General features: G+C 61.8%; 17 protein-coding genes and 1 tRNA gene. 6 read left to right on the forward strand and 12 right to left on the reverse strand.

Annotated features, from left to right (window positions below):
• Positions 1-190: 190 nt before the first annotated feature.
• Together AC0L2R_RS25130 and AC0L2R_RS25135 are read left to right on the forward strand one after the other, a co-directional pair.
• Entirely contained in the window at positions 191-1,531 is a 1,341-nt protein-coding gene (locus tag AC0L2R_RS25130; protein ID WP_473512165.1) for a S8 family peptidase, read from the forward strand.
• Positions 1,522-2,643: a DUF1501 domain-containing protein gene (locus AC0L2R_RS25135; RefSeq protein WP_473512166.1), complete on the forward strand. Its 1,122-nt coding sequence runs from the start codon at positions 1,522-1,524 to the stop codon at positions 2,641-2,643. The genes AC0L2R_RS25130 and AC0L2R_RS25135 overlap by 10 nt, the downstream gene beginning before the upstream one ends.
• A gap of 368 nt (positions 2,644-3,011) precedes the next feature.
• Here AC0L2R_RS25135 and AC0L2R_RS25140 read toward each other — a convergent pair whose 3' ends face one another.
• From AC0L2R_RS25140 to AC0L2R_RS25170, 7 genes are all read right to left on the reverse strand, one after another.
• Complete coding sequence (locus tag AC0L2R_RS25140) at positions 3,012-3,890, reverse strand: 3-hydroxybutyryl-CoA dehydrogenase (RefSeq protein WP_023797239.1); 879 nt, start codon at positions 3,888-3,890, stop codon at positions 3,012-3,014.
• Between the two features lie 117 nt (positions 3,891-4,007).
• Positions 4,008-4,937 (reverse strand): electron transfer flavoprotein subunit alpha/FixB family protein, encoded by a 930-nt coding sequence (locus AC0L2R_RS25145; protein ID WP_473512167.1) that lies wholly within the window; start codon positions 4,935-4,937, stop codon positions 4,008-4,010.
• 157 nt (positions 4,938-5,094) lie between these two features.
• The gene (locus tag AC0L2R_RS25150) at positions 5,095-5,844 is read right to left on the reverse strand and encodes an electron transfer flavoprotein subunit beta/FixA family protein (protein WP_023797241.1); all 750 of its coding nucleotides are present in this window, start codon (positions 5,842-5,844) and stop codon (positions 5,095-5,097) included.
• 179 nt (positions 5,845-6,023) lie between these two features.
• Positions 6,024-6,812 carry a rhomboid family intramembrane serine protease gene (locus tag AC0L2R_RS25155; protein ID WP_473512168.1) on the reverse strand — a complete coding sequence of 263 codons (789 nt, stop codon included), beginning with the start codon at positions 6,810-6,812 and terminating at the stop codon, positions 6,024-6,026.
• 25 nt (positions 6,813-6,837) lie between these two features.
• A complete protein-coding gene (locus AC0L2R_RS25160; protein ID WP_473512169.1) occupies positions 6,838-7,419 on the reverse strand; it encodes a cob(I)yrinic acid a,c-diamide adenosyltransferase in 582 nt (193 codons plus the stop codon).
• Positions 7,420-7,447: 28 nt separating this feature from the next.
• Entirely contained in the window at positions 7,448-7,639 is a 192-nt protein-coding gene (locus AC0L2R_RS25165; protein ID WP_123149186.1) for a twin transmembrane helix small protein, read from the reverse strand.
• 24 nt (positions 7,640-7,663) lie between these two features.
• Positions 7,664-8,530: an SDR family oxidoreductase gene (locus AC0L2R_RS25170; RefSeq protein WP_473512170.1), complete on the reverse strand. Its 867-nt coding sequence runs from the start codon at positions 8,528-8,530 to the stop codon at positions 7,664-7,666.
• A 57-nt stretch (positions 8,531-8,587) separates the two neighbouring features.
• On the opposite strand from AC0L2R_RS25170, the gene AC0L2R_RS25175 reads away from it, so the two are divergent.
• The gene (locus tag AC0L2R_RS25175; protein WP_031254136.1) at positions 8,588-9,439 is read left to right on the forward strand and encodes a YihY/virulence factor BrkB family protein; all 852 of its coding nucleotides are present in this window, start codon (positions 8,588-8,590) and stop codon (positions 9,437-9,439) included.
• Positions 9,440-9,489: 50 nt separating this feature from the next.
• Here AC0L2R_RS25175 and AC0L2R_RS25180 read toward each other — a convergent pair whose 3' ends face one another.
• Positions 9,490-10,365 (reverse strand): DMT family transporter, encoded by an 876-nt coding sequence (locus tag AC0L2R_RS25180; protein WP_473512171.1) that lies wholly within the window; start codon positions 10,363-10,365, stop codon positions 9,490-9,492.
• 413 nt (positions 10,366-10,778) lie between these two features.
• Entirely contained in the window at positions 10,779-11,654 is an 876-nt protein-coding gene (gene gluQRS, locus AC0L2R_RS25185) for a tRNA glutamyl-Q(34) synthetase GluQRS (protein ID WP_473512172.1), read from the reverse strand.
• A gap of 91 nt (positions 11,655-11,745) precedes the next feature.
• Here gluQRS and AC0L2R_RS25190 point away from each other — a divergent pair, with 91 nt between their 5' ends.
• Together AC0L2R_RS25190 and AC0L2R_RS25195 are read left to right on the forward strand one after the other, a co-directional pair.
• On the forward strand, positions 11,746-12,387 hold the full coding sequence (locus AC0L2R_RS25190) for a DNA-3-methyladenine glycosylase family protein (protein WP_473512173.1): 642 nt from the start codon (positions 11,746-11,748) through the stop codon (positions 12,385-12,387).
• Positions 12,388-12,616: 229 nt separating this feature from the next.
• The gene (locus tag AC0L2R_RS25195; protein WP_023797250.1) at positions 12,617-13,174 is read left to right on the forward strand and encodes an HNH endonuclease; all 558 of its coding nucleotides are present in this window, start codon (positions 12,617-12,619) and stop codon (positions 13,172-13,174) included.
• A gap of 206 nt (positions 13,175-13,380) precedes the next feature.
• Here the strand turns inward: AC0L2R_RS25195 and AC0L2R_RS25200 are convergent, their stop codons facing one another.
• On the reverse strand, positions 13,381-13,899 hold the full coding sequence (locus tag AC0L2R_RS25200) for a disulfide bond formation protein B (protein ID WP_027153360.1): 519 nt from the start codon (positions 13,897-13,899) through the stop codon (positions 13,381-13,383).
• Between the two features lie 93 nt (positions 13,900-13,992).
• Positions 13,993-14,580 carry a YqaA family protein gene (locus AC0L2R_RS25205; protein ID WP_091600122.1) on the reverse strand — a complete coding sequence of 196 codons (588 nt, stop codon included), beginning with the start codon at positions 14,578-14,580 and terminating at the stop codon, positions 13,993-13,995.
• Between the two features lie 287 nt (positions 14,581-14,867).
• On the opposite strand from AC0L2R_RS25205, the gene AC0L2R_RS25210 reads away from it, so the two are divergent.
• Positions 14,868-14,952, forward strand: a tRNA-Leu gene (locus AC0L2R_RS25210).
• Between the two features lie 101 nt (positions 14,953-15,053).
• On the opposite strand, the gene AC0L2R_RS25215 is transcribed toward AC0L2R_RS25210, so the two are convergent.
• Complete coding sequence (locus AC0L2R_RS25215; protein ID WP_473512174.1) at positions 15,054-15,662, reverse strand: hypothetical protein; 609 nt, start codon at positions 15,660-15,662, stop codon at positions 15,054-15,056.
• Positions 15,663-15,924 lie beyond the last annotated feature (262 nt).

A 15,924-nucleotide genomic window follows, 5' to 3' on the forward strand; every position in this document is an offset into this window, starting at 1 on the left:
CCACTCCCGTCGCCTGTATAAATAGCCTAGACGCATTTTGTGTGGCTCACAAGTAGAGCCCAACATGCAGTCGTATGTTTTAATGGACAGACAGCCGCGTTAGGAGCATTCTGTTATTCCAAGCGTAGTAACATAACTTGAGGGCGGTATGATACTTTGCCCATTTCGCGCATTCGTGCTCGGTAGTCTCTTGGTCGTTCTGGGCATCATCGGACAGGAAGCGTCGGGCCAGGAGGATTTCAGCGAGATTGATGCGGTCGAGAAGACCTTCATCGTTGACATCACACGAAACGACGAGTTCCACCGCGATGTCAGTGCGCTAGACAGAACGATTTCAGGTGGGGCCAAGCTGCAGGCGGTCGACATGCCTGATATGGGCATCAGCATGGTCACTGGAACCTTCTCGGAAGCTGAAATTAAAAAGCTCATTTCAAAGGGGTACCGCGAAGCTGACCCCTTTGAGGTCGATCTATTCGACGGTGCGACGTGCGATGGGCCGGATGTCATGAACCAGGTCAGCTATGATGTCGTTCCTGAGAACGTCTGCAGGGTGGTTGGACCACCTCAGGCCGCTCCAAGCGATGCAGCAACCGTATGGATAGTCGACAGCGGCGTAGATGCTAATGTGTTTCTCGCGGGATTTCTTAATGTCAAAGAAATTACGGATTGTACGAGTAGTCCGTGTCAGCCGGTGTACGTTTACCCGAACACTCCGGACCAGGCTGCGGTGAGAAGAGCCACCGATAGGGTCGGGCACGGAACGATGGTCGCAGGGATCATCGGAGGAAAGCGCTCGAATCAACGCGGCCTGATGGGCGTTAGCCCCAACGCTCCACTTAAAATTGTGAAGGCTTTCAGAAACAGGAAGACGAAAATTCTCGGAGGGCCAAATCTCGCGCTCAGATATGTTCTTGACCATGCGGTCGCTGGAGACATTTTGAACCTGAGTTGGGGCGCGAAGTTTCTGGAGAGTACCAAACGTGGAAGCCAGATGGAGAATCTCAAAGAGCTCGATGCGTTGATTTACCAGATTGCCGACCGCCAGGTCCGCATCGTGGTAGCGGCGGGCAATGCTCAGGACGACGATGAAGGGCCTTGGGTCCAGTCATACTTCCCTGCGAATACTGCGCCATACACATCACCAGTCACGGCGGGAAGCAAGACGGGAGCGATATACAGCGTGTCGGCTTCTGATAGTGAATATATTGTCAATGCTGATCAAGAGAAATGCGGCGGCAATACCGGCTGGTGCGAAAAGCTGTGGCGTGAAGGGGCTTTCGGCGCGTCTTATTCGGAACCGAGCGTCAATGTGCTTTCATTGTGGAAGAGCAAAGGGGCAAACCTCAGGCAGAACGTCTGTTCGGGTACTTCCTTCGCAGCCCCCGCACTGGCCGGCCTGCTTGTTCCCCCTGGTCAGACGATATACCGTTATCAGCTACAAAACGAACGCATTCCCGACGCAGACCGTCTGGGGTTCAAGGCCAGGGGAACGCCGGTTGACCCTCGTTCAGAGCGTCCACGATGCAACTGACTCGAAGAGCAGCCCTGCAAGGTCTCGTCTTGGCGTCCGCGTTCTGCGGTGTACGAGCGGCGGGCGCCTCGGGCATCTCTGCCGATCCCCGCCTGTTGCTCGTCTATCTTCGCGGCGGGCTTGATGCGCTTGCCGCCGTGCCGCCATATGGCGACCCGCATTTCGCAAATGTGCGCGGCACACCTGTGCCCTTGGGAAGCTCCGGCGTTGCGGAGGCGCTCAAGCTCGACGGCCTTTTTGCGCTTCATCCCGCGCTCGCACCACTCATGCCTTACTTTGCAGCCGGTGAACTCGCGATCGTGCCCGCGACGGCAGTTCCGGGCGTCGGCCGGTCCCACGCGTCCGCCCAGAAGGCGCTGTTCGACGGCGAGATCGATGACGGCGGGTCCGGATGGCTTGGCCGGGCTGCGTCCGCGTTGTCGCGCCGGCAGTGTTCGGTGTGGCGGCCCCGATCTGTTGACCGGTCGATCGACCTTCTATGCGATCTCGCATTGGCCAATCCTCGGCTCGACATCGCTCGTCGTTGCGCGCAGGGCACATGGGCACCTGGCTTACAGGGTAGCGAAGGGTTGCTTGAGTACCGCGCGGCCTCGGATGCGGCCCAATTCATCGATGCGGCGAGCAACGCGGCCCTGGCTCTTTCTGCACCGGGCGGCCCGCGGGTAGCGATGCTCGAATTGGCCGGCTTCGATACGCATGTTGCGCAAGGCGGGGAGTCCGGAAGGCTGGCGCGCAGTTTGGATGCTCTTGCGCGCGGCCTCGTCTCATTTGCCCGAGCATCCGGTTCAGCCTGGCGAAAAACGGTGATCCTGGCGGTCACCGAGTTCGGACGCTCGGTGCTACCCAACCAGGAGGGTGGCACGGACCACGGCACAGCCAGTGTGACATTGTTGATGGGCGGCGCCATCACGGGCAGTTGGATCGGCAACCGTTGGCCCGGGCTCGCGTCTGATCGGCTTCATGGCGGGACGGACTTGGCTGCGACAACGGACGTGCGGTCGATCATAAAAGCCGTGCTGGCGAAACACCTTGGCTTTTCTGATCTTAGGACAGCCATTCTTTTTCCAGACGCAGCGGAATCGCCGACTTTGGACGCACTGTTTCGTGCGTAATCAGCCGCAAGTTCGATCGCGGGGAGTCCTTCGCTCTCCTTGTCGACCGCGGCACGTGGACAGGCCGCTTTGTTGCGCCTCCGCGTGATGTTGCCGGCCCGGCACGCGGCTGGTTGCGACCCAGCCAGCGCAGTTTTAGTTAGCCGCATTTGTGCGACGCCAAAGTGGTTCCACTTGGCTGCAGAATGCTCTACGTGAAACGCTCTGCCGGGCTGGTCTGAGCCAAATCCATCGAGCTTCGGCGGCCGGCGAGCAAACGGACAGGGATCGGCCCCGATGCGGTCTTCGATCCGCGGTCACGAAGCTGTCGACGGAACAGCCGCATGGTCTTCACTCAGCGCGACGCGCGCGTTGGCTCGTATCGCCCGTCAGCGCGTCGGAACCGGATGCTCGCCGCGATAGTCGTAGAAGCCGCGTCCGGTCTTGCGGCCGAGCCAGCCGGCCTCGACATATTTCACCAGCAGCGGGCAGGGCCGGTATTTCGAATCCGACAGGCCGTCATGCAACACCTGCATGATCGACAGGCAGGTGTCGAGGCCGATGAAATCGGCAAGCTGCAGCGGTCCCATGGGATGGTTGGCGCCGAGCCGCATGGCGGTGTCGATCGCGTCGACCGAGCCGACCCCTTCATAGAGCGTGTAGATCGCCTCGTTGATCATCGGCAGCAGGATGCGGTTGACGATGAAGGCCGGAAAATCCTCCGAGACGGTGATCGTCTTCTCGAGATGGTTCACATAGGCCTTTGCCGCTTCGAAGGTCTGGTCCTCGGTGGCAATGCCGCGCACCAGTTCGACCAGCTTCATCACCGGAACCGGATTCATGAAATGGATGCCGATGAAACGCTCCGGCCTGTCGGTCTGCGCGGCGAGACGCGTGATCGAGATCGACGAGGTGTTCGTCGCCAAGATGGCTTCCGGATTGAGCTGCGGGCAGAGCTGGGCGTAGATCTTGCGCTTGACCGTCTCGTCCTCGGTCGCTGCCTCGATCACCAGATCGGCACCGGCAAGGTCGGCCATGGTCGGTGCTGACGAAATGCGCGCCATCGCCTCGTTGCGCAGCTTTTCCTCGAGCTTGCCGGAGCCGACCTGGCGGGCCATGTTGCCGCTGATCGTGGCGATGCCCTTTTCGATGCGCTCGGGCGAGATGTCGTAAACCAGCACCTTGTAGCCCGCCAGCGCGGACACATGGGCGATGCCGCCGCCCATCTGGCCCGCGCCGATGATGCCGATCGTCTCGATCTTGTTCATTACACCGATCCCGTCAAATGGCCTTTGCGGCCTGCTTTTTGTGCGGTGCAAACTAAAAGGGCGGGGCGACTTCGTCTACCCCGCCCTTCACAATTTAATACGCTTTGGCAGAAGGCGTCAAAGCGCCTTTTGCAGTTCCGGCAGAATGACGAAAAGGTCGCCGACGAGGCCGTAGTCGGCGACCTGGAAGATCGGCGCCTCCTCGTCCTTGTTGATGGCGACGATGACCTTCGAATCCTTCATGCCGGCAAGATGCTGGATGGCGCCGGAGATGCCGACGGCGATGTAGAGATCGGGTGCGACCACCTTGCCGGTCTGGCCGACCTGCCAGTCGTTCGGCGCATAGCCGGCATCGACTGCGGCACGAGAGGCGCCGACGGCGGCGCCGAGCTTGTCGGCGATCGGCAGGATGACTTCCTGGAACTTTTCCGAGGAGCCCAGCGCGCGGCCGCCCGAGATGATGATCCTGGCCGAAGTCAGCTCCGGACGGTCGGTCTCGGAAAGCCTGTTCTCGACAAAGCTCGACAGGCCGGGATCGGCTGCTGCCTGAACCGTCTCGACCGGGGCTGAACCGCCCTCGGGTGCAGCCTGGAAGGAGGCGGTGCGCACGGTGATCACCTTTTTGGCGTCGCCTGACTGAACCGTCTGGATGGCGTTGCCGGCATAGATCGGCCGCTTGAAGGTGTCGGGCGAGACAATCTCGATGATCTCCGACACCTGCGCGACATCGAGCAGGGCCGCCACGCGCGGCGCGACATTCTTGCCCGACGAGGTCGCCGGTGCGACGATCGTGTCATAGGCATCGGCCATGCCGACGACGAGCGCCGCCAGCGGTTCGGCGAGACGCTCGGTGAGCTCGTCGGCTTCGGCAAGCAGCACCTTGCTCACGCCCTTGAGCTTGGCGGCGGCGTCCGCTGCCGGCTTGGCGCCGTTGCCGGCGACCAGCACATGCACGTCGGAGCCGATCTGCAGTGCCGCCGAAAGCGCCTTGGCGGTCTGGTCGGAAAGCGTCGCATTGTCGTGTTCGGCAATCAGAAGAATAGCCATTGTGATATCCCTGACTTTCGTTTTCGAGACACCCTGAAATCCGGTCAGGCCGAGTCGAAAACGGTTGGTTTCGAGAACCGGAGCGGAGCGTACTTCAGTACGTGAGCACCGGAAGCGGAGAAACCGGCCGTTTGCAGGCCGGCCTCATCGGATTTCATTACAGCACGCCGGCTTCGTTCTTCAGCTTGTCGACCAGTTCGGCGACGCTCTTGACCTTGACGCCCGCCTTGCGGCCGCCCGGCTCCTCGGTCTTGATTACCTTCAGCCGCGGCTTGACGTCGGCGCCGTAATCGGCGGGAGATTTCTCGTCGAGCGGCTTCTTCTTGGCCTTCATGATGTTGGGCAGCGAGGCATAGCGCGGCTGGTTGAGGCGAAGATCCGCGGTGACAATCGCCGGCATCTTCAGTTCCACCGTCTGCAGGCCGCCATCGACCTCGCGCGTCACCTTGGCCTTGTCGCCATCGATAACGACCTTGGAGGCAAAAGTGCCTTGCGCCCAGCCCAGAAGTGCGGCCAGCATCTGGCCGGTCTGGTTCGAATCGTCGTCGATCGCCTGCTTGCCGAGAATGACGAGACCGGGCTTTTCCGCCTCGACCACGCCCTTCAGCACCTTGGCGACGCCCAGCGGCTCGGTCTGCTCGTCGGTCTTGACCAGGATGGCGCGGTCGGCACCCATGGCGAGCGCGGTGCGCAAGGTCTCCTGCGCCTGCTGCGGCCCGATCGAGACAACGATGATCTCCTCCGCCTTGCCGGCCTCCTTCAGCCGGATCGCCTCTTCGACCGCGATCTCGTCGAACGGGTTCATCGCCATCTTGACGTTGGCGAGTTCCACCGCCGAACCGTCAGCCTTCACACGAACCTTCACATTCGCATCCACAACCCGCTTCACGGGCACAAGGATCTTCATTTGCCTGTCACCTCTCTTGAGATAGTTGGGCGCGCTATAACAGCCCGCGCCTCTGCAGAGTTGTCGAAAGCCGACATTTCGGACGGAATTCGGGTCTTCAACCGCCTAGGCGGTGGCGGAAACGCTTCCGTAGTTGCGACAAACCTGCACGTCAATATCCGCCAGCTACTCAAATCGGTTCAGTCCGGAGCAGAGGCGCGTCCCCAGCGCGGCGCCGACAGCGGCTCGCCTGGCGCCGGCTCTGCGGCAACAGGCGTTTGGCCGGCGACCACCACCGCCCCTTCGTCCGCACCGGCAAGCAGCGGTACGGCGCGATTGCGCAAGATCAGCACCAGCACGGCCCCGGCGATGATGCCGCCGACATGGCAGGCCCAGGAAATCTGGTCCTCGCCACCGGCGGCGAACATCACGATCTGGAACAGGATCCACAGGATGAGCGGGATGAAGGCCGGGATGCGCAGCGGAATGCGGGCGAAGGCCAGCACCCATACCTTCACCCTGGGATAGAGGATCAGATAGGCGGCGACAACGCCGGCAATGGCGCCTGAGGCGCCGATCAGCGGAACCTGCGAGTCCCACGCGATCAGGCCCTGGAAGAAGGCGCCGGCGATGGCGCACAGCAGATAGAAGGCGAGAAAGCGGATATGACCAAGCGCGTCCTCGACATTGTCGCCGAACACCCACAGGAACAGCATGTTGCCGCCGAGATGGAAAATATCGGCATGCAGGAAGGAATAGGTGACGTAGCTCAGGCTCTCCGGGATGACCACAAACTGCGGAGCCAGTTCGGCGCTGTCGTGGACCACCGACGGGATGAAGCCGAGGCCCAGCACAGCGGCGTTGGTGAACTGCTCGCCGCCAAGTGCGGTGGCGAAGTAGATGAGCGTGTTGAACGCGATCAGGCCGATCGTGACATATTGCTGCTTGATGTGGCGCAACCGGTTGGTGTCATAAAGCGGGATGAACATCGGACCCCCTCCCGTCTCGGCAGATTCAGCGGTTCTTGCCGGGAACCCATAGCACGTCGGCGTTTCCATTGTCATTGACCGCGCGCGCGGCGACGAACAGAAAGTCCGATACGCGGTTGATGTATCTTATCGCCTCGCGGTTGACATGCTCGCCTGGGTTTTGCGTCAAAGCCACCATGATGCGCTCGGCCCGCCGCGCCACCGTGCGGGCAAGGTGAAGGGCCGCCGCCGCCGGGGTGCCGCCGTTGAGCACGAAGGATTTGAGCGGTTGCAAATCCTTGTTGAGCAGGTCGATGTCCTTTTCGACACGGTCGGTCTGCACAGCGGTGATGCGCAGCGGCTCATAGCCGAGCGGCTTGCCGTCATCCGGCACCGCCAGATCGGCGCCGAGGTCGAAAAGGTCGTTCTGGATGCGGCCGAGCATCGCGTCGATCGCCGGGTGTGTTGCCGCGGTGTGGATGCGGGCCATGCCGATGCAGGCATTGGCTTCGTCGATCGTGCCATAGGCGTCGATGCGCAGATCGGATTTCAGCCGCCGTTCACCGGTGCCGAGGCCGGTGGTGCCGTCGTCGCCCGTGCGGGTGTAGATCTTGTTGAGCTTGACCACGCTCTGCCTCCCGAAATCGCCACCCTCGTCACTTGCGGGTGAAATACACCGCCAGCATGATCAGCACCAATGCCACGAACTGCAGCAGCACGCGCGTCTGCATCAGCTTGTTGGAGGTCATGCCGGAGCCGCCGCGCATCATGTTGACGAGGCCGCGGATCAGCACGATGACCACGGCGACCATGACCAGAACAGCGAGGATGTTGAAGACGGTTGCCATAGTGTGTTTTCCAGTCGATTGCGTTCAGGCGCGTTTGGCAAGCAGGCGGTAGAGCATTGATGCCGGCAGGATGCGTTTGAGGACGACGCCGATCCTGGCCGGCACCGTTACCACATAATGCGGACGCGGGCGCCGCGACAGAAGCGCATGGCGCAAGGCCACATGAACCACCGCCGGCCCGGGCTTCAGCCGTGATTTGCTGCCGCCGGCCTGCAGCCGTTGCAGCTGCGCCTCATAGGCGAGGCGGTGGACGGAATTCTCACGGTCGATATTCCTGAGAAACCACACAAGGCCGTTGCTGGCGATCTTCGATGTCACCGGCCCCGGCTCGATCAGCGAGACATGGATGCCGCTACCCTGGAGTTCCTGATGCATGCACAGCATCAGCCCTTCGATCGCATGCTTCGACGCCGAATAGGCGCCGCGAAACGGCAGCGGCGCCAGGCCGAGGATCGAGGAGCAGTGGACAAGACGGCCGTGGCCCTGGCGGCGCATCACCGGCAAGACACGGCGGGTGAGGTCATGCCAGCCAAAAACATTCGCCTCGAATTGCTCCCTGAGCGCTGCCACCGGCAGGTCCTCGACGGCGCCGGGCTGGGCGTAGGCGCCGTTGTTGAACAGGGCATCGAGCCGTCCGCCGGTCCGCTCCAGCACCGACGCCACCAGCGTCTCGATGGATCCCGGTTCGCAATAATCCAGATAGAAAGCCTCGATGCCGTCGGCCTCGAGGGCGGCGATGTCCTCCGGCTTGCGTGCCGTCGCGAACACCCGCCAGCCTTCCGCCTTCAGCGCCCGGGTGCAATAGGCGCCTATCCCGGAAGAAGCTCCGGTGACGATGATGGTGCGCAACTCTTCTCCAGGAGGAAGCGTGCTTTGACGTAGGCTTGCCATTTGCCGCAATCCCTTCCCATATTCGCGGCGTCGAGACAATCGAAGGGAACGCGGTTCTTGTTGCGGAAGATCGTAGCCCTCAAGCGCGTGCTCTATGACGCGTTCGGCCATTTCGATGCAGACGATGGCTGGGCAATGGCCAGTCATCTGGCGATCACGGCGCTGATGGCGCTATTCCCTTTTCTGATTTTCGCCACGACGCTGGCCAGCTTCCTCGGCGCACAGGCTTTTGCCGACACCGCCGTGCATATCGTCTTCGACACCTGGCCCGAGCAGATCGCCGAGCCGATCGCGCGCGAGGTGCTCAACGTGCTCACCGTGCAGCGCACCGATCTGTTGACCTATGGCGTGCTGCTTGCCGCATTCTTCGCCTCGAACGGCATCGAGGCGCTGCGCACCTCGCTCAACCGCGCCTACCGCGTTTCCGAAACGCGCGGCATCATCTACCGCCGGGTACAGAGCATCGCCTTCGTGCTGATCGCCACGGCAGGTTTTCTGGCGATCAGCGTGCTTCTGGTGTTTGCGCCGTTGCTGGCGCGGCTGGCCGAGGCCAATTTCGAATGGGTAAAACCCTATATGGGAACGATCACGCTGTGGCGTTACATCATCGCCTCGGTCGTCATCGTCGGCGGGCTGTTCGCGGTGCATTACTGGCTGCCTGCGGGCAAGCGCCGCTTCGTCTCGATCATACCGGGCATCATCTTCACACTGATTGCCTGGCTTATCGGGTCGACCATCTTCGCCGCCTATCTCGACCGTTTCTCGTCCTATGTGACGACCTATGCCGGCCTTGCCTCGATCATGGTCGCGGTCGTCTTCCTCTATATGGTCTCGGCGATCTTCATTCTCGGCGGTGAACTCAATGCCGCGATCAGCCGCTATCTGGAGGCACGCGCGCGCGTTGGCTGATTCTTGATTTGAGCATGATCTTTGCCGAAACTGGTTCCCGCTTTTTGGGATCATGCTTTGGTCGGCTGAGCGGTTGCCAGCCCGACGCCGAACGTCGCGATCGCCATGCCGACGATCTGGACCAGGTTCAACTGTTCGCCGAACAACAGCCAGGCGATGACCGCGGTGACGGCCGGGACCAGATAGAACAGCGAAGCGACTTTCGACATCTCGCCGTCGCGGATCATCACCATCAACAGGAAGATGGCACCGATCGACAGCACCAGCACCAGCCATGCCATGGCGAAGATCAACTCGCCATTGACGATGACGGTTCGCGTCTCGAAAGCGAGCGAGGCCAAAGCCATCACCGATGCACCGCCGACATATTGCCAAGTGGTGGCCGCCACAAGATCGCCGCCGGAGGCGAAGCGCTTCTGCCAGATCGTGCCGGCGCTCATGCCAAGCACCGAGACAAGCGAGGCGGCCAGCGTCTCGGCCGTCACGCCGCCGCCGAGCGTTCCGAGCTTCGGCCAAAGCACGATGACCACGCCGGCAAGTCCGACAGTGAGGCCGACCCAATGGCGCGGCAGGATCGCCTCGCCGAGAAATCGGCCGGCCATCACTGCGGTGATCAGCGGCTGCAGCCCGACGATCAAGGCCGATAACCCGGCCGGCATGCCCCTGTGGATGGCCCAGAACACGCCGCCGAGATAGACGCCATGCATCAGGATGCCGGCGCCGGTCGCGTGAAACGCCTCCTTGCGCGTCGCTCGCCTGGAGCCGAGTGCTGCCATCAAGGCGGCCAACAGCACGGCGGCCAGCACGAAGCGAGCGGCCAGGAAGGTGAAAGGCTCAGCCCACGGCATGGCATAACGCGCGCCGATGAAGCCGGTCGCCCACAGGACGACAAAGGAGGCGGGGATGAACCGCTTGATGCTGCGCATTTTTGAAAGGCTGCCGCGTGCTCGGTGAGGGGTCTTGTACGGGACTGCTGTAATGCGGTTCAACCCGGCTAGCAAAACCAAACGGTTGATCCATAGGCTCATCCGAATTGAAGGATGCGCCCTGGATCAGGGAGGTTTCAAGACCAAAGCATGTTCCAGTTCCACTCGGATAAATGCTCATCTGTCGTGATCCTTCGCGCCCCCCTCTGTCCTGCCGGACATCTCCCCCACTTGGGGGGAGATTGGCAGCTTTGGCGTACCGCTCGCTCCCGCGACGGTGGCGGTTCGCGAAGGCGGTGGTGACGGCGATCTCCCCCCTTGTGGGGGAGATGTCCGGCAGGACAGAGGGGGGCGCCTCGCTCCGCCATCAAAGGTTCTGCACCGTCGTGACGTTCTGAGGTAACGGAATTGATTTAAATCCCAACCAGCCGCCGGACGTCTTCCGGTGATGCGCCGGCCTCGCGCAAGGCGGCAAGGCCGGTATCGGCAAAACTCTTCGACAGCTTTCGTCCGTCCGGGCCCAGGACCAGACGATGGTGGAAGTAGCCTGATTGCGGCAGGCCAAGGAGTTCCTGGAGCAGGCGCTGCACGCCGGTGGCGGAATAGAGGTCCTGGCCGCGCACCACATGGCTGACGCCTTGCAGCGCGTCGTCGACGACGACGGCGAGATGATAGCTTGTCGGGATTTCACGGCGCGCCACGATCACGTCGCCCCAGTCCTGCGGCCGGGCTTCTATCGTGCGTGTCGCGGAAAGGCTTTCATCGGAAAATTCCAGCCATGACAGACCCGTGCCGACGCGCGCCACCGCAGCATCGACGTCGAGCCGCCAGGCGAAGGGCACATTCTCGGCCATCCGTTGCTGGCGTTCCTTCATAGTCAGCGCCTTGTCGACGGCGGGATAGAGCGGCACCCCGTCCGGGTCGCGCGGCCAGTCGCGGCCGCGCCTTTCGCGGTCGGCAATGAAGGCGCGGATTTCGCCACGGCTCATGAAGGCCGGGTAGACGAGTTCCTCGCTGATCAGCCGATCGAGCACCGCCTGATAGTCCGAAAAATGCTCGGACTGACGGCGCAAAGGTTGTTCCCAGCCAAGCCCGAGCCATTCCAGGTCGCGAAAAATACCGGCCTCGAATTCCGGTGTGCAGCGCGTCGTATCGATGTCCTCGATGCGCAGCAACAGCCGCCCGCCGGTTGCGCTGGCCAACTTTTGATTGAGCAGCGCCGAATAGGCATGGCCGAGATGCAGTTCGCCATTCGGGCTCGGCGCGAAGCGGAATGTCAGGAGTGTCATCGTCCGGCGGCAATCGGGTTGTGCGGCGCTTTCGCCAGTTGCTACTTTGCGCCTGATTACATCTGCCACTTTGCGCCGGGAACAAGCAGACATGCAACGCATCGCCACGCTCGACGACGTCTCGCAAGGGCTCGACGCGCTCTGCCTGCTCGACCCGCGCCTGGACAAGGTGCGCGGCATGGCCGGCGAGGTGCCGCTTCGGCTTTCCGAGCCGGGGTTCAGAAGCCTTGCCTCGATCATCGTCTCGCAGCAGGTATCCCGCGCCAGCGCCGACGCGATCTTCGGGCGGCTGACAAAACTCGTCGATCCGCTGACGCCGCAAGCCATCCTTGCCGCTGACGAAGCCATCTTTCGCGAAGCCGGACTGTCGCGGCCGAAACAGCGCGGGCTGATCGCCGTCGCCCAGGCGGTGGTCGATGGGCTCGACCTCGATCATCTCTGTTTGCTCGACGCCGCGGAGGCGATCGCGGCGATGACCAAGGTGTCAGGCATCGGTCCGTGGACGGCGGAAGTCTACCTTTTGTTCGCCGCCGGCCACCCCGACGTCTTCCCGGCACGCGACGTTGCCCTGCAGAGCGCGGTCGGCCACGCGCTCGGCATCGACCCGCGTCCGCCCGAGAAAACGCTGATCAAGCTCGCCGAATCATGGAGCCCGTGGCGCGGTGTCGCATCACGGCTTTTTTGGGCGTATTATCGTGAAACCCGGGGCAGGGACGCCGCGCCGCCTGGCTGAATCCGTAAAAAAGCATGAAAATCATGCATTTTTAGCGCTGCGATTGATCGACAAGCCGCTTCACATCCCTGTCATGTCGGGCTTACAGTATCCGCGCCGACAGGCTACAGCGCCGCGCATCCAGTTGGGTGCGCAAAGGACGCTGTAGGACTTTTTGAAGCTGCGCATGATCCCTTCCGAAAATCGAACCGATTTCGGGGTCATGCGCTGAACCAAGGAGGTCAATGACGTGACGGTTGCCGTATCTCCGGATGGGCTTCCAGCACTGGTGCTGAACGCGGATTATCGTCCGCTCAGCTATTACCCCCTGTCGCTCTGGTCGTGGCAGGACGCCATCAAGGCGGTGTTCCTCGAGCGGGTCAACATCGTCGCCGAATACGAGCACGCGGTGTCGTCGCCGACCTTCTCGATGAAGTTGCCGAGCGTCGTCAGCCTGAAAGCTTATGTGAAGCCATCGCGGCATCCGGCCTTCACCCGCTTCAACGTCTTCCTGCGCGACCGTTTCCAGTGCCAGTATTGCGGCACGCCGGAGGATCTGACCTTCGACCATGTCGTTCCCCGCCATCGCGGCGGCGCAACGACGTGGGAGAATGTCGTCGCCGCCTGCTCGCCCTGCAATCTGAGGAAGGGCGGCATGATGCCGGCGCACGCCAAGATGTGGCCGCTGCAGAAACCTTTTCAGCCGACGGTGCACGACCTGCACAACAATGGCCGCTTGTTCCCGCCCAACCATCTTCATGAAAGCTGGATGGATTATCTCTACTGGGATGTCGAACTGGAGCCATAGAGTTCGGCAGAAATCCGCCATGCCGGTCGCCTGACGCAGCTTTCTGCGCTTCCGGTGCTCACGTACTTTCGTTGCCGCATGTCCTTGTCGGAAAACCGGGACCACTTTTCCGGGACATGCGGGAAGTACGCTCCGCTTCGGTTCTCGAAACCCACGTTATGCGCTTCGGCCTGACGAATTTCTGGACGAACTCTGCGCTGTGCAGCTCAGTCGCGGGCAAAGGCGCCGCGGAAGGCGATGACGGCCAGGACAAAACTGGCGATGGCGTTCCAGCCGGCCAGCGACAGGCCGAGGATGCGCACAGCCGCCTTGTCGCAGGAGGGCGGGACGAATCTGTCGAGCGCATCGAGCACGCCCTTGCCGCCGGTGTCGACCGGACCGGCAGCTGCTGCACAGTCGGTCGGCCCCGGCCACCACGCCCATTCAACGCCGGAGTGATAGACGCCGAGATAGACGCCGTAGACCATCAGCAGGCCGCCGACGGCCAGCAGGCCGCGTGTCAGCCAGGCCGGCCAGCGCAAGGTCGTCGCAAGCGCCGCCAGCAGCATCAGCGGCACGCCGATGTAATAGGGGGTGCGTTGCTCCAGGCAGAGCTTGCAGGGGATGTAGCCGCCAAGATGCTGGAAGGCCAGCGCCGAGCCGACGGTGGCGGCCATGGCGGCGGCGAGGAACAACGCCGTCCGCATGCGCTGGCGTCCAGGGTCGGCATTCACGGTCGCTGTCATCGATCTGCCGTTCGCCTTGTTGTTGAGCATGATCTTTTCCGAAAGCCGGCGCCCACTTTTTTGCTACGCTGACCTTCGGTTCGGGATCATGCTCTAAAACGCGTATTTGACTACGATATAGAGCGAAATCAGGGCAGCCGCGCCAGCGCCGGCGATCATGCCGAGGCGCTTTTCGATGAACTCGCGGATCGGCTCGCCATAGCGGCGCAGCAGCCAGGCGAGGAACAGGAAGCGGGCGCCGCGCGCCACGATCGCCAGCACGATGAACAGCAGCAAAGGCGTGCCGATGACGCCGGACAGGATCGTCACCACCTTGATCGGCGGCAGATGGGCGAGGCCGGAGGTGATCAGCATCAGGACGATGAATCCGGTGCCCGCCGAGACGCGCAGTGTCTCGAAGTCGTCATACTTGCCGTAGAATTCAAGGATCGGCCGCGCCACCGAGTCATAGGCGTAGTGGCCGATGTACCAGCCGGCTATGCCACCCAGAACGGAGGCCAGCGTGGCGACCAGCGCGTAGCGATAGGCGCGATCCGGCCGTGACAGTGCCATAGGCAGGTAGAGCACATCGGCCGGCACCAGAAATACCGAGCTTTCGACGAAAGCGATGAAGGCCAGCCACCATTCGGCGGATTTCTTCGCCGCCAGCGACAAGGTCCAGTCGTAAAGTCCGCGAAGCATCGGCACTCCTGATGCACGTCGCCCAAAATGCGCAGCGCCTTTGGGACAACAATGCATAAAAACCAAGACCAAAAGCGCGCCAGATGAATCTCTCCAGACGCGGCGCGCTTCAATGCGCTGCCTGTCTAGAAAGATTTTCCGCGCCGCACAATGGCCGTAGCTTCACGAAATCGAAAGGCCGCGGCCGAGCGAAAGCCACATGCCCGGAATTGGCCACCCCGAATTGGCCAGTTGACGAACAGGCCTCCAACCGTATAGTCCGCGCCCATCCAGGCCGCCCGGCCTGAGCCCCTATGGCGGAATTGGTAGACGCGCTCGACTCAAAATCGAGTTCCGCAAGGAGTGCTGGTTCGATCCCGGCTAGGGGCACCATTGTCTACCCGAGACATCTTGAAAGCTCGGCGGGAGGTTATCCCAGGCGCATCTGGGATAAACCCAATTGAGGCCGGGCCATTGCGTAGACTAAGCAGCCATTACATCGGCCCTGGCACCATCTTGGTCGGCTGCTCCGGCATCGGAAACGCGTAATTGTCGCATTTCACGTCGGGGTTCGTCGGGCTGAACATTCCAAGTGGGTTGTCTTTGAACAGCCAGACGTGAAGATCGTAATGGTAGAACTCCACCGGAATAAGCGGATAATGCCCCTCCATCGGCCCCTGGAACGTCTGTCCAAACAGTTTCGGCGGCTCCTTGGTGTCGGGCGTCAGCGGAACAAGCCATTCCACTGCCACCAGGCGCAAGCCGCCGTCGACCGGCTCATAGATAAGGACATTGGGGCGCGTCGGATCTGGTGTCGGGCTGACGCTCGCGACGTTGACGAAATGAATGCCCATCGCGCCCTTCGGGTAATCCATAGCTCCAGCCACTTTTTCGCCGCTGTAATAAACGCATCCGACCGTCGACAGGTAGAGGTCGCGAATGGCGGCCTTGTAGTCTTCGTACTTCGAAAGCGATTGTTTCAGGGCATCGATCTCGACCTTGCCGGGCTCGGCGGCCTGACCTGCGGCCGCAGTCAGGCAGGCGCCGATGAGGCCAGTCAAAGCGAGAATACTTCGACGCCTGAAGTGAGTTGTGTTCGTCATGCATTCCTCCCAGATTTTTGTTCTGGCCGTGCAGGACCGAGGCGGCAATGATGCTGGTTGCGCGGCCGAGATTGTCGCCGATGCTAATCCTTTCCGCTGGTTGGGAGAATTAACCCTGATGACCTAGGCCTTCGACTGCGCCTTCGTCATCGCAGGGCGGAGCAAGGAGCGAAGCGACGCAGCGCAGACCCTGGGATCCATATGTGGACGGCGCCTTGCCTGCAACGGTCGTTCTAGGGTGTTTTCGATCGCTTGCGTCCAT

It is taken from the genome of Mesorhizobium sp. WSM4820, from assembly GCF_055811075.1.